Below are 13,791 nucleotides of genomic sequence, written 5' to 3'. Positions count from 1 at the left end.
TCCTCGCTATGACGTAAAAAAAGATATAGCGGAAAGCCCGACCCCTTTTTTGGGGTAACGCCCAAATTATAATTAAAAAGCACCACGTTTTAATGGTGCTTTCTGTGTTTTTTTATTTAAAATACGAAAACGTTTCCCCGTCTTTTATATTAAGCAGCGTTTCGTAAATGAGTTTAATCACGTTTTCCACATCGTCTCTATGCACCATTTCTACCGTGGTGTGCATGTAACGTAGCGGTAAGGATATTAACGCCGAAGCAACGCCACCATTGCTATAAGCAAAAGCATCGGTATCGGTTCCTGTGGCTCTTGATAGTGCCGAACGCTGAAAAGGTATTTTTTTGGCCTCTGCCGTATCGGTAATTAAATCGCGCAGTTTTTGCTGTACCGCGGGTGCATAAGCAACCACAGGGCCTTTACCCAATTCCAGATGGCCTTCTTTTTTCTTTTCAATCATTGGGGTAGTGGTATCGTGCGTTACATCGGTAACAATGGCCACATGGGGTTTTATGGTGTGGGTAATCATTTCTGCCCCGCGCAAACCAATTTCTTCTTGCACGGAATTGGTTATGTACAATCCAAAAGGCAGTTCCTTTTTATTCTCTTTAAGTAATCGTGCTACTTCGGCAATCATAAAACCACCCATACGGTTATCTAAGGCGCGACACACAAAATTGTCTTTGTTTAAAATATGAAATTCGTCTGGATAAGTAATTACACAACCCACGTGCACACCCAGTTTTTCAACATCCTCCTTGGTTTTACAACCACAATCAATAAAAATATTATCGGGTTTTGGCGCCTCTTCTTTAGCTTTGTTGCGCGTATGGATGGCCGGCCAACCAAAAACACCTTTTACAATGCCCTTTTTTGTGTGGATATTTACAATTTTACTCGGTGCAATTTGGTGGTCGCTACCACCGTTTCTAATCACATAAATTAAGCCGTTATCAGAAATATAATTAACGTACCACGAAATTTCGTCGGCATGCCCCTCAATCACCACTTTGTATTTCGCCTTGGGGTTAATTACACCAACCGCAGTGCCGTAAGTATCGGTAATAAACTCATCCACATAAGGTTTAAGGTAATCCATCCACAATTTTTGCCCTGTCCATTCGTAGCCCGTTGGGGCGGCGTTGTTTAAATATTTTTCTAAAAAGTCTATCGATTTTTTATTAAGAATGTTCTTTTTTGCCATGTTTTAAAATTTTCAACTAAAATAATAATATAAAATGTAAATGATTAATTAAAACAGCCTCTTATTACGAAATGTTTTTGGGCGTTACGCTCCCGATAGTTATCGGGAGCGTCGGGCTTTACGTTGCAAGTCCTCGCGCCAAAAAAGGCGCTGTGGGCTTTCCTCTGCAATCCCTAACGCAAATATTTGCTGGCTTAGGTTTTAATCCAATACGCTGGTTTGTTTTTTGGAAGGTTTTGTTTGTAAATGAGCTTAAAGTGTCTGGTTTTTTAACTTAGGTCTTGTTGTAACACGTTTTTATTTATTCAATTACTTTCTTTGTTCTTTCTCTGATTAACATAAAAGTCAGAATAATAATAATTCCTATTCCGACTATCAATAATCCATATTTCAATAATCCTGTCAGAAAAAATGTAGGAAATCCGTCATAACGAAACTTACTCATTTTTTCCACAATATTTGGAATAACGTTGGAATTCTCCAAAAAGAAATAGCTTACAATACATATTAAACCAATAATATATAGTCTCACAATTTTTAAATTCTTTTTGCTCATCTACAACTATTCTTTTTCTTTTATGAATTTCAAAAGGTCAATTAAATGTTGTTCCGAATGAGTTCTCATAGAAAACTCAAATTCCCATAGAGCATTCACTCCGCTTGTGTTGTCCATTTTCCATTTAACAACCAACATATCTTTTATAATATCAGTCAGGTCATCCAATGCGCCTCCAATTCCGATTTCTACATTTGGTTCCATTTTGTTTAAGTCCAAAACCATAGAGTACCAGTCGAAATCTGGAAAGTTAGATTTTACATTTGTCTTTATTTCGTTGTAATCAAAGTCAGGTTCTTCTTCATAATCCTTTTCGTCAAATTTAAATTCCACCTTTAGAAATTCCGAGTAAATTCCGACCAACAGTTTTTTTAGGACATCAGTTTTGTTCGTCAGTTCTACTTTAGGATTTGTTCCGAATTCCGTTATTTGGTCTATTAATATTCTTAATTCACTCAATTTTGATGGTTTGGAGAAATGTGTTATAACGGTTAGTATATGGCAAGTAGGGCAGTAGAAAGTGATAAACTTTCAAGTTTGCACTGAGTCACATTTTTACATTTTGTTTTTAATTTATTCATCTTAAAAGCCAAATTAAAAATTTGGCGGTGTTTGTAAATATCACTGAACTTTCATAAACCACCAAACGCCCTATTTGCTATATACCGCGTTGGCATTAGTTATTTTTTTCATTGTTAAATCGCCTGATTTTTCGTCAATCTCAAATGTGATTTGTCTTTTACCGTATTCATCTGGCTCTTTTTCTTTAGTCCGATATTTGTAGTCAACAATTATTTCATTGTTCTTTATTGTTTTTACAAAAGATTCAGCACAGCAGTAATTGAGCAATGATTCGATGTTTTGTTTTTGCCACAAGCCTTGTCTTTCGATAAATTGGTTGTCAATATCGTAAGTGACGATTTTATTGGTTTTGTTGTTTCTTAAAATAATTCTGTCTGAACCGTGCCAAGCTCCTGTTTTTAATATCAGCCAATCATTTAATTGCCGTATCTGCTCGTCTTTATTCCATTCCCGACCATAATATCCGCCATTACTAAAATCTATTGTATCTCCTTTTTGATTAATGTATTTGTAGTCAATATTAAATTGCCAAGAATGATGGTCAGCATTGTAGACTGATTCGCAAATTAGTTTGCCACCAATTTCTTGGTTAATTATTTCGGTTTCATATTCTGGACCAAAGCCAAAACCACTCATTGCTGAATCAATGCCAATATAGACCATTGTTGCTGTTGTCAAGACAAATATTGTTAGACCTATCTTTTTTTGGGTATCTCCTTTTTTCCTTAGGTGTCGATAAAGTAAATAAGTCAAACCAGACGGTATTGATAGAATTACTAAAACAAGAAGTAAAAACAATATTATCATCAGTATTTCCAAGTGTTCTTTTTAATTAATGCCAACGGTCTTGTATATGGCTCGTAGCGTGCAAATTAGCGATTATTTTCGGTTTAGCCACAAGCCAGATTTTTAAATTTACTACTTATTTTTTTATGGAAAGTTGTCAAATTTAAAAATTTGGCGACTTTCCAAATATGCCTTAACTTCGATTAAGCAACTGCCCAGCTATGAGCTATATACGTTGTTGCCCACAGTTATTTATTCAACGACATCCCACAATTCATAGGAAGTCCAACGTATTTCTCCTTTTTTCATTATCTCAATTTTATCTTCCTCAATCTTTTGATAATCTCCATCAATTTTGTCCCAAACATCATATTTCAAAATGATAATTCCTTTTCGGTCGCAACTCTTTTTGAGTTTAACCTGAACCTCTAATTTTTCTTTATTCAGTCCGACTATAATTCCAGTTGCGTAACACTTGTCATCCATCCACTTTTTCTCCTGCTTTTTAGATACGAAATCATAGTCGTATGAGAATTCTACTTTATCGCCAATCTTAAATTCGCTAAATTCCTCTTTTTGTCTGTCTTTTTGCTTTTTCTCGGATTCAGCCCAATAGTCTTGATAATATTTAATTTGATTTTCTAATTCTATAGGCTTTTCGTTCAGTTTTCTATGCAATGAAGTCAGAATTATACTTGACATATCATCTGGATGATGAATTCCTAAATCTCTAAAGTATTTTGATATATCTGAAGTTCCAGCCCACAGTTTCCAATTATTTCTAATAGACATTCCAGTTCCAAAGTGCAATTCGGTTGTTGCAGTATTCTCGTCTTTGTTTTTAAAATTATCTAAATCTTCTTTTGGCCATTTACACTCAAAAAAGGTAATAGCATCGTTCAAGTCAATAGGAATGTATTTGTCTGTATATTTTTCACAGTTAGTTTGAGCATTACCGAGAATGGGAAAGGTCAGAAATAAGACAAGCAATATTTTATTCATAATTCGGTTGTTTCTCTAAAATTAGACTCACAATTTAATGTTCCAAAGTCTGATTGAGTAAACATTTCTTTTCAATTAGGGAATGGTTGGTTTTAATTGTGGGCAACAATCATATATAATCAATATTAACTATATACCTATTATGTGTACTATTATAGTTTTAAGTTTTCGTACACGAATTTAGAAATTTTTTCTGACAAACTCAAGCTTTTTATAATTTCAAATCTAAGCCATACGGTTTTAAGAAATTCAGTATTTTTGGCATAATAAATGCCCCATGTTTTACAAATGAATTTTTTAAAATACATATGCTTCTTTTTTCCGCTTTTGGCTTTAGCGCAAATCAGTGATACCGTGCCAGATTCAACTGCGGTAAAGTACCTGATTATCAAAGGCGATTCCATACCACGAACAGCCATTGATTTAGACGAGGTGATGCTGTTGCACGAGCTTAAATTTGATGGTAAAGAAGACCGTATTCGCTATTTAATTTTACGCCGGAAAACCCTAAAAGTATATCCGTATGCCAAAATGGCTGCCGAACGTTTGGATTCTATGAATAAACGATTGGCAAGTATTGAAAAGAAACGCCATAAACGACGGTATGCCAAACGTGTTCAAAAATATATTGAGGGTGAATTTTCAGAAGAATTAAAAAAGTTAACGCGTACCGAAGGACAAATATTGGTAAAATTAATTCACCGGCAAACGGGTGAAACAGCCTTTAATTTGGTTAAGGAATTGCGCAACGGTTGGCGGGCGTTTTGGTATAATACCACGGCGAGTATGTTCGATATTTCATTAAAGCGCGAGTTCGATCCGCTAAACGTAAAAGAAGATTATTTAATTGAAGATATTTTACAGCGCAATTTTCAAAGCGGCCGTTTAGAACGGCAAAAATCGGCGACGAAACACGATTTTTACGACTTAACCAATAAATGGCTAAAACCAACTGCAAACAAGCAATAATTTATGCGAATACAAAGCCCTTTTGAAGAAAAGCTAAACAGCATTACCCACGGCATTGGTGCTTTATTTGGCATTGCGGCACTGGTATTGCTTATTGTTTTTAATACCGAAAAAACAGATTGGAGCTTGTTTAGCGTTATTGTTTACGGGATTTCCATTATTGTATTGTTTTTGGCATCAACCTTTTATCATGCGGTAAAAGGGGAGAAACGCAAGCATTATTTCAGGATTGTAGACCACATAAGTATTTACATTTTAATAGCCGGAACCTACACACCGGTGTGTTTAATTGCCCTTGAAGGCAGTTTAGGTTGGCCACTATTTTGGGCCGTTTGGATTATTGCCGCTTTTGGGGTGGTTTTAAAACTGTTTTTTACAGGACGTTTCGAGGTGTTTTCCACACTTTTGTATTTAGTAATGGGTTGGCTTATCGTTTTTGATTTCAACAACCTTTCCACCGCTATTGGAACCGACGGTATTTTGTTTCTTTTTGCTGGCGGTTTATCGTATACGGTGGGCATTGTTTTTTATGCCATTCAAAAAATACCCTTCAATCATGTGATTTGGCATTTGTATGTTTTGGCAGGGGCCATTTGTCATTTTTTTATGATTTTCTTTTATGTGATTTAATTGTTGAATTCGATGGCGAGAAGGGAATGTGTTTTAATAACGATCTGTTTTAATGAAGATTACAATTATTAAGAGTTATTGGGTTATTTCATTTTATGCCGAAATAATAAATAACCAAATAACTGGTTGTAGCTGAGATGTAGTAAGTTTGGTTTTAGTAGATAAATAAAAATAGTCCTGAAAAACTAATCTCGTTTAATCAATTTAAAGGAACGCTCTTTTTCGTTCTGCGTGATTTTCGGGACTTATATACCTGTTTACACCGTTTTCGGACTTTCCGAAAATCTGTTTTAATTTAATGAAGATAACGAAATGAAATGTAAATTAATAGATGTAAATGTAAGAAATAGCATAAAATATCGACGAAATGCATACGAATATTGATAAAAACACGTTATTATGTTAAAATATTTTGTAAATTATATCCATTACATATATATTCGTCGTATAAATAAAAAAAGGGGCTCCTATGAAACCCCTATTAAAAACAGCCTTCACACCGTTTTTTTACAAATGCTCTACTCTACTGGAACCCAAAAAGCAAAACACTTTGCTTTAATTGGATATATTCTCTGACCATCTTTTACGATGAATCTTCTGAATATCAGCTTATGTAGAACACCATCTATCAACTTAGTATTCATGTTACATGAATTTAATGGCAGACAGATTAAAGCATAAGATTTATGCCTGCATTCAATCTAAGCCACTACCACACTTTGTGGTAATTAAAAGCCCCGTCATAGGAACAGGGCTTTGTTTTGTTAATGAGTTTTTTTTGTAAATAATGACAAGTACAGAAACAAACGTACAGACCTCATAACAAATTACTCATGTAACTATTTTTACTAAGTTGATACCGCAAAGATATAAAAATTTAATTTATATCTATTTCAAAGAACCAGTAGCTTTCATTAATAACGTCTCTACGGTATTATTAAAACTCCTGTTTTCACTTTTAGACAATTCGTTAATTGTCTTTAAAAGACTTGGATTGAGGCGAATTGTCTTAACTTTTTGTTTACCATTCATAATCCAAATGTTTTTTAATTAATAGCACAAGGCTAAAATAAATAATTTCATTTGTAATCACAATGCATACTTATGAACATTGTTAGCAAGTTTTTAACAAAGCTTATTCGTAATAAAATTAAAAATTAGTTCTTTTTTACACTAAATATTTGCTTATTGTGTAAATAACTACTATATTTGAATATATAAATAACCAACCATGTTTAACAAAGAAGTAAAATCAATATTAGACTTAATTAAAGCGTTCCCAACGGAACAGTCTTGCATAGACCATTTAGAGTTATTACGTTGGAACGGAAACGTTGTAAGTCCTTTTGATGCTACTTCTAAAGTATATAACTGTAAAGGAAATAAATATAAATGTAAAAATACAGGAAAATACTTCAACGTTAAAACTAACACTATTTTTGACAATACTAAAATGGAATTACAAAAGTGGTTTATGGCTATATGGTTGGTTACTTCGCATAAAAAAGGAATTTCAAGCTTACAGTTAGGACGTGATTTAGGTATTACTCAAAAATCAGCGTGGTTTATGTTGCAACGTATTAGAAACTGTTTCGGATTGAATGAAGACAATAACGAGAAGTTACAAGGCGAAATTGAAATTGACGAAACTTACGTAGGTGGTAAAAATGGAAACAGAAGCGCAAAGATTAGAGCCGACAAATCAGAAGCAACAAAAGAACATTATAAAAAATCTGCTGTTTTAGGCATGGTTCAAAGAGGTGGCGATGTTAGAGCAATGCACGTTAAAAATGCTACTGAATTATCTTTATTACCACCGATAGTAAATAACATTTCTTATGATGCCACTATTTATTCAGATGAATTAAAGGCTTATAAAAAATTAGAACGTGTTTACGACCATAAAACAGTTAAGCACGGTAGAGGGGAATATGTAAGAGGTCGTGTATCTACAAACTCAATAGAAAGCTTCTGGGCTTTGTTGAAACGTGGTATTTACGGTATATATCATTTTACCTCTAAAAAACATTTACAGTTTTACGTTGATGAATTTGTATTTAGATATAATACTCGTAAGAATACAACAGAAAGTGAGAGATTTAATTTACTTTTGAATAACATTGAAAACAGGATAACATATAAAGATTTGATAAATGGCTAAAAATAACATCCCAGAGGTAAAATATAAAGGACAAATTGAGATAGGAGAGTTCTCAATATCATGTGCTGTTTTGGATAATGGAGAAAGAATACTGGTTGATAGAAGTTTAGCCAGCGCTTTAGGTGTAAAAGGAAGTGGCGCTTATTGGCAGAAGAAAAAAGAGCAAAAAGGCGCTATGCTTCCAGAGTATGTTTCCGCAAACTATTTAACACCTTTTATTAGTGAGGAAGTTCGCGAAAAGCTTTCAAAACCAATTGTTTACAAGGATTCTGATGGTAAATTGAACGAAGGTGTTTCTGCTACTGCTTTAGTGGATATTTGCGATATTTGGCAACAAGCGGACAAAAAAGGCGCTTTAGATAATAGGTCTAATGCAAAGATAGCAGCACACAATGCTTATGTGATTTTTAAGGGATTTGCTAATGTTGGTATTACGGCTTTAGTTGATGAAGCTACCGGATATCAATATGACCGAGAGAAAGATGAATTACAAAAAATATTAAAACAATATATTAGTGAGGAACTTTTACCTTGGCAAAAAAGGTTTCCCGACATATTTTACAAAGAGTTGTTTAGGCTTAACGGTTGGAATTTTACGGTTAACGGAATTAAAAAGCGCCCTGGCGTTATAGGAACTTGGACTAAAAAACTAATATATGAGGAACTGCCTAAAGGAGTGTTAGATGAATTAGAATCAAATGTGCCTAAAAGTGAAAGTGGCAACAAAACAGCAAGATTGCATCAGTTGCTTACAGATGATATAGGAAACCCTCATTTAACAGCACAAATAAATCAGATAGTTACCCTTTTTCAGTTGTCTGACGATATGGCTCACATGTGGAGCCAATTTGAGAAGCTAAAACATAGACAGAGCGGACAATTAGAACTTCCGTTTAGCTTTGATGATAAAGGACACACAATAGAACCAATAGAGGAAAACAATTTATCTGATTTCAACCAAAAATTAGTACAGGGATTGAATTACAACCCTAAAGACGAAAAATAATAACGTTCTTTTACATGGTAAGAACCTAATTAGACTTTACAAGTCGGCAAGACGCTCAATCTTGGATTACTGCTGAATTAGTGGCGGTCGATAGAGAGGATTAGACAACTTACATACTTCAAAAAAAACAATATTTTCAACGTGCGAAACTCAACTTTACTTTCTGGTGTAAACTTATATATAGTTCCCTGATTTTCAGAATATATATTCCTATTGAAAGTGTATTTCCTTGCAAGGGCAATTCGTAAGTGTCGTTGCCTTCGCTCATGTTAAACGTGTTACTGATAATGGTTCTTCCTAAAATATCGTATAATGCATAGTTTACCGGCGCGCTTTCATCTAAAGAAACCATACGTAAAGTCACATTGTTTATAAACGGATTTGGGTATGCCATCGCATTAAAAACATCGGCTTCCTCAATCACTAAAAACGGATCGGTTATCGACATTTTCAACTCGCTAAATCCGTAACAATCGCCGCCAAAATTTGAGGTTGGTGTAATTAATACATAGCGTGCTTTGGTGGCGTTAAAATCGGGGCCTTCGGCACCTTCGTAAGTCGATAAACCCGAAGCTTGTTCTAAGTTAAATGCGCCTAAGTTGGTCCACGTAACCCCATCTAAAGAATAATCAACATTAAAGTCATTGATGCCATAATTTAGGTTTTTGGGTTCGTTGGCATTCCATAGTTTGGTTTCATTCAACACATAATCATAGCCCAAATCGTACATAATCCAGTGGGTTTCGCCGTAAGATGCAATGGGGTTTGGAGATTTTTCGCAAGACACCCAGCCATCAAACCAATTGGTGCTATGGCGGTCTGGGTAGCATTGGGCGCTAATACACGGCGTGCTCAAAAACGCAAAAATCAATATGTATAAATGGCCTTTTTTCATCATGTCATATTCATAAAACCTAATGGCGGAACACCGGAGTTTGTATCGTAAAAATTTGAAATGTTCGGGAGAATAGTACTTAATTCTGATGCGGATACACCAAACCAAAGTGCCAATTCTGCCATATATAAATCGGCTGCCGTGGTGGGAATCATCACACCGTCTTGAAAATCAGCATCGCTGTTTAAGGCCAAAACCGGATAATCGCCATAGATTTCCTTTCCGTTTACGGCGCCACCCATCATAAAAGCATTGCCGCCCCAAGCGTGGTCGGTGCCATTTCCGTTTGATGTTAGGGTTCGTGCAAAATCCGAAACGCTAAAGGTTGTAACGCAATCGTTCGTGTTTAATTCGGTCATTAAATCGCTAAAATATTTTAAAGCTTCATTCACTTGCGCTAATTTACCCGCTTGATTTATAAGGAGCTCATCATGATGGTCCCAACCCCCGAGCTGCACAAAAAATATCTGTCTGGAAAACCCTAAAGTATCTCTGGACGCAATGGTTTTTGCAACCATTCTGAGTTGTCTTGCCAAATTATTGTATTCGGGAAGCGGCGTGTTAAAATCCAAAACGCCATCAATGGCCGATTGAAATTCTAAATTCGCCTCGTTTGAAGATTTGATGGTATTTTTATAGGTGTTTTTAAGAATATCTTGATAATCTCTTTCCAACATGGAGTTTAAAGCTTCGGTACGTAATGTGTTAAAAAGATTGGTGTCGCCATAACCATTAATGCCAACGCTACCTTGATTGCTAATGGCGTAGGGAATAATTTGGTCTCCGCGCTGAAAAATGTTACTGCCCCTAAGGGAAATATTCATGGAAATATTCTGGTTGGAATTCATGGACTGAACAAGGTCTGCAATTTTTCCGCCCCAACCAATATTGGTTCTTTCGTGTGGTCTTCCCGTTTGCCATTGCTGTATTTGATCGGCATGCGAAAATAAACCAAGTGGTGTTTTAACCACATTATTCTGTATATCGGTTTTTGTTGAAGGCTCAATAAGCGTGCCCACATTTGAAAGAAAAGCCAAATTACCGTTTTCAAATAGTTGCCGCATATCGGGCATTGACGGATGCACTCCAAAAACCCTTCCATCAGAAGTATTGGGATTTATCTGTAAAATATCGTTTTGCGGTATGGCTAAATTGGAGCGTGTTGTGGCATATTCGTTATATTCATTAGTGCCTTTTGGCATCAACATATTAAAAGAATCGTTGCCGCCACCAAGCATTAAACACACCAAGGCTTTGTAATCACCGCCCATATTGGTGATTAGAGACGAATTATCCATAGCTGAAGCAGCCATAGCTTTAAGGTTGATTAAAGATGAAAACAAGGTTGTATAACCCAGTGCAGCACAGGAATCGCCAAGGAATTTTCGTCTGGAAATATTATGTTTTTCTTTGCTCATTGGTTTTATTTAAGAATCGCATAGTCTGGGCTTATCAAAATAAGATAGAGTGCCATTTTTACTCTATAAAATTCATAGTCAAAATCGCCACCAAAATTTTCAATGCCATCAACAGCTTCGGTTATCACGCGTTTGGTTTCATCTGATAATTGACCGTGTGTGAATAGTTTATCTAATTGATTTACCAAAACCTCGCTGTCTTTTGCAAAATATTTTAAAACTTCAAAATCTAAAGGTGTGTCTTCAATATCTAAATCCCAAGTGTTTAAAACGGAATAATATTGCGGATATGTCCATAAATCAACTTCATTTATAAAAGCGATACTTGATGCAGAGTTATGGATTTCAAATTCGGGGCCAACAAGATTTGCTGCGGTAAATTCGGCATTGGGCACATATTCCGGTAAATAAAAATTAAATACATGTGGTGCCGCTAACGGGGATTGCCCTGTGGCTTGATAAAAATTGTAGCCCACATTCCAATTTAATCCGCTTTTATTGTCCAAATCAATTTGTCTCGTAATGTTAAAATAGCGCACCATGGGTTCGATTAATTTTCCGCTTGACGGATTATCAATCCAACTACAACTTCTGGCTTCTTCATCCAATAAAATGGCTTTTATTACCGCTTTCATATCGCCCCTAACACCTTTTGTGTTGTTAAAAGCAGCGCTAACTCGAGATATATAAGCGGGCGATGGATTGGATTTTACCATTTGCTGAATTAAACGTATGGCTATAAACGGCGCTGTGTTTTGATGGTTGAACAGATTGTCGATAGCATCTTCAATGTCTTGCATTCCAGATTGCCCACTGGGAATGACTAAGCCATTCAATAATTTTTTTTCTCCCGGTTGATGCCATTCATCGTACATTGCCATGGGGACATCTTTTTTCGCTAAATATTGATTTACTCCAAATCTTGGTACAACACCCCAAGGGTTTTCGTTAACCGCTGCGGCGCCAAGCCCCGTAAATACTTTGGCAAATTCTTTTATATCGTTGTTATCGTAAGTGGGCACTCTGTTGCCTTCGCCATCTAAAACATAGCTCCCGTCTTGGTTGAGTTCGTACAAACCAATGGAAAACAGCTGCATAACTTCCCTAGCAAAATTCTCGTCCGGATGTATGTTTTCATCAGGGAAACTTCTTGGGTTGTTATAATGACTTAAGTAAATCCCCATCATGGGATGCAAGGTTATATCTCTTAAAAGGTCTCTAAAATTTCCGAAGGCATTATCTTTTAAAACATCATAAAAATCGCCCAACCCAACACCGTAATCACCGAGGCTTGAGTTTCTTGAAATCACCATAATTTCGCTTAACGCCAGTGCTACTTTTTGGCGGAGTAAATCCTCATTACCAATATTACTTTGCCACCAAGCGTATTGAAAATGTGGCCAATACGGACCAAAATAATCATCAGCATTACCGCCATTTGCCACAAAAATTGAAAGGGCCTCATCGTAAACATTTTGAGTAAGCTCGCCCATGGATGGTGAATTAAAACTGAATTGGGCATCAATCCAATCTTCAAAAGAGTTTTCGGCAACGGCTTTTATGTAGTTTAAATCGGCACCAAAAGAGGCTTGTGCCAAAAACCGTGAAGTTTCCAATAAACGCGCATCCAAACCCCGGCCGTTTATCGTGTTTTCTGGGTGGGCGGTTTCTATCCAGCCCGCTCTGTTTTGCTGATTGCTGGAAGTTACCCTTATGCCATTGCTATGTCCTGCACCTAAATAATCTCTGTATTCCTGCGAAAAAATGCAAATAGGAAGACTTACAAATAAGAAGAGTATTAGTTTTTTCATAAGGCAATTTATAGCGTTGCTTAGTAAAAAAGGAAACTGGATTTGGTATCTAAGCCATCAAATATAACTAAAAATCAGATGAATAGCTATATTTTTCGATGAACTACAATTTTGATTTTTCGCCAACTAACTTTTATTCATTAATTATTATTTTATTTGACTAATGAATTTTAAGATGTAATATGATAAAGATTACTGTAGCCAATAAACAATCCGATTATGTTTTATTGGAAAACTTAGCCGATACCATTTGGCGCGAACATTATATTCCCATTGTTGGGAAGCCGCAGATTGATTATATGCTCGATAAGTTTCAATCGGCCAAAGCCATACAAAATCAAATTGAAAACGAAGGTTTTGAATATTTTATCATGCATTTTGATAAAAAACCAGCGGGTTACCTTGGCATTAAAAAGGAAAGGGACTATCTGTTTTTAAGCAAAATTTATGTGTTGCGTTCCCATAGAGGAAAAAAAATAGGAAAAGCGGCCATGTTGAAAGCTGAGGAAAAAGCAAAGGCATATCAGTTAAAAGCCATTAGACTTGGGGTAAATATTAACAATACAAACTCCATTAAAGCCTATGAAAAATTGGGATTTGAAAAGATACACACTTTTGTAACCGATATTGGAAATGGTTTTGTTATGGACGATTTTATTATGGAGAAAAGGGTTTAAATTGTAGCCATCATTACGAGGAGCAAAGCGACGTGGTAATCTTTTTAAATTGAATTCGAACTAAAATTAAACAGGTAGCTTTACCTACGTTCACAAT

12 protein-coding genes are annotated in these 13,791 nt (G+C 35.6%); 5 read left to right on the top strand and 7 right to left on the bottom strand.

The genetic code is table 11. From position 1 onward, the window contains the following. Positions 1-112 precede the first annotated feature (112 nt). From RNZ46_RS16700 to RNZ46_RS16685, 4 genes are all read right to left on the bottom strand, one after another. The gene (locus RNZ46_RS16700) at positions 113-1,201 is read right to left on the bottom strand and encodes a M42 family metallopeptidase (protein ID WP_316983310.1); all 1,089 of its coding nucleotides are present in this window, start codon (positions 1,199-1,201) and stop codon (positions 113-115) included. A gap of 562 nt (positions 1,202-1,763) precedes the next feature. Continuing rightward, on the bottom strand, positions 1,764-2,216 hold the full coding sequence (locus RNZ46_RS16695; protein ID WP_316983309.1) for a DUF5063 domain-containing protein: 453 nt from the start codon (positions 2,214-2,216) through the stop codon (positions 1,764-1,766). Positions 2,217-2,408: 192 nt separating this feature from the next. Further along, the gene (locus tag RNZ46_RS16690; RefSeq protein ID WP_316983308.1) at positions 2,409-3,017 is read right to left on the bottom strand and encodes a hypothetical protein; all 609 of its coding nucleotides are present in this window, start codon (positions 3,015-3,017) and stop codon (positions 2,409-2,411) included. A 360-nt stretch (positions 3,018-3,377) separates the two neighbouring features. Beyond that, positions 3,378-4,127: a DUF6794 domain-containing protein gene (locus RNZ46_RS16685; protein ID WP_316983307.1), complete on the bottom strand. Its 750-nt coding sequence runs from the start codon at positions 4,125-4,127 to the stop codon at positions 3,378-3,380. Positions 4,128-4,415: 288 nt separating this feature from the next. Between RNZ46_RS16685 and RNZ46_RS16680 the strand changes: the two genes are divergently transcribed. The 4 genes from RNZ46_RS16680 to RNZ46_RS16665 all read left to right on the top strand — a co-directional run bounded on the left by RNZ46_RS16680 (position 4,416) and on the right by RNZ46_RS16665 (position 8,893). Continuing rightward, entirely contained in the window at positions 4,416-5,096 is a 681-nt protein-coding gene (locus RNZ46_RS16680; protein WP_316983306.1) for a DUF4294 domain-containing protein, read from the top strand. Positions 5,097-5,099: 3 nt separating this feature from the next. After that, positions 5,100-5,726, top strand: coding sequence for a PAQR family membrane homeostasis protein TrhA (gene trhA / locus RNZ46_RS16675; RefSeq protein WP_316983305.1), 627 nt, complete (start codon positions 5,100-5,102; stop codon positions 5,724-5,726). Between the two features lie 1,231 nt (positions 5,727-6,957). Beyond that, entirely contained in the window at positions 6,958-7,887 is a 930-nt protein-coding gene (locus tag RNZ46_RS16670) for an IS1595 family transposase (RefSeq protein ID WP_316983304.1), read from the top strand. After that, entirely contained in the window at positions 7,880-8,893 is a 1,014-nt protein-coding gene (locus RNZ46_RS16665; RefSeq protein WP_316983303.1) for a P63C domain-containing protein, read from the top strand. The genes RNZ46_RS16670 and RNZ46_RS16665 overlap by 8 nt, the downstream gene beginning before the upstream one ends. A gap of 136 nt (positions 8,894-9,029) precedes the next feature. Here the strand turns inward: RNZ46_RS16665 and RNZ46_RS16660 are convergent, their stop codons facing one another. Genes RNZ46_RS16660 through RNZ46_RS16650 form a run of 3 tightly spaced genes read right to left on the bottom strand, consistent with a single transcriptional unit; the run spans position 9,030 to position 13,017 of the window. Next, positions 9,030-9,791 (bottom strand): discoidin domain-containing protein, encoded by a 762-nt coding sequence (locus tag RNZ46_RS16660; RefSeq protein ID WP_316983302.1) that lies wholly within the window; start codon positions 9,789-9,791, stop codon positions 9,030-9,032. After that, a complete protein-coding gene (locus tag RNZ46_RS16655; protein WP_316983301.1) occupies positions 9,788-11,206 on the bottom strand; it encodes a DUF1501 domain-containing protein in 1,419 nt (472 codons plus the stop codon). Before RNZ46_RS16655 ends, RNZ46_RS16660 begins: the two co-directional genes overlap by 4 nt. 5 nt (positions 11,207-11,211) lie before the next feature. Continuing rightward, a complete protein-coding gene (locus tag RNZ46_RS16650; protein ID WP_316983300.1) occupies positions 11,212-13,017 on the bottom strand; it encodes a DUF1800 domain-containing protein in 1,806 nt (601 codons plus the stop codon). Positions 13,018-13,199: 182 nt separating this feature from the next. Between RNZ46_RS16650 and RNZ46_RS16645 the strand changes: the two genes are divergently transcribed. Further along, positions 13,200-13,694: a GNAT family N-acetyltransferase gene (locus RNZ46_RS16645; RefSeq protein ID WP_316983299.1), complete on the top strand. Its 495-nt coding sequence runs from the start codon at positions 13,200-13,202 to the stop codon at positions 13,692-13,694. The last annotated feature ends 97 nt before the right edge of the window (positions 13,695-13,791 follow it).

The sequence above is a fragment of the Hwangdonia lutea genome (assembly GCF_032814565.1).
Taxonomy (GTDB): Bacteria; Bacteroidota; Bacteroidia; order Flavobacteriales; family Flavobacteriaceae; genus Hwangdonia; species Hwangdonia lutea.
Note: the sequence above shows the minus strand (reverse complement) of the source record. Positions and strands in the feature narration are given on the sequence as shown.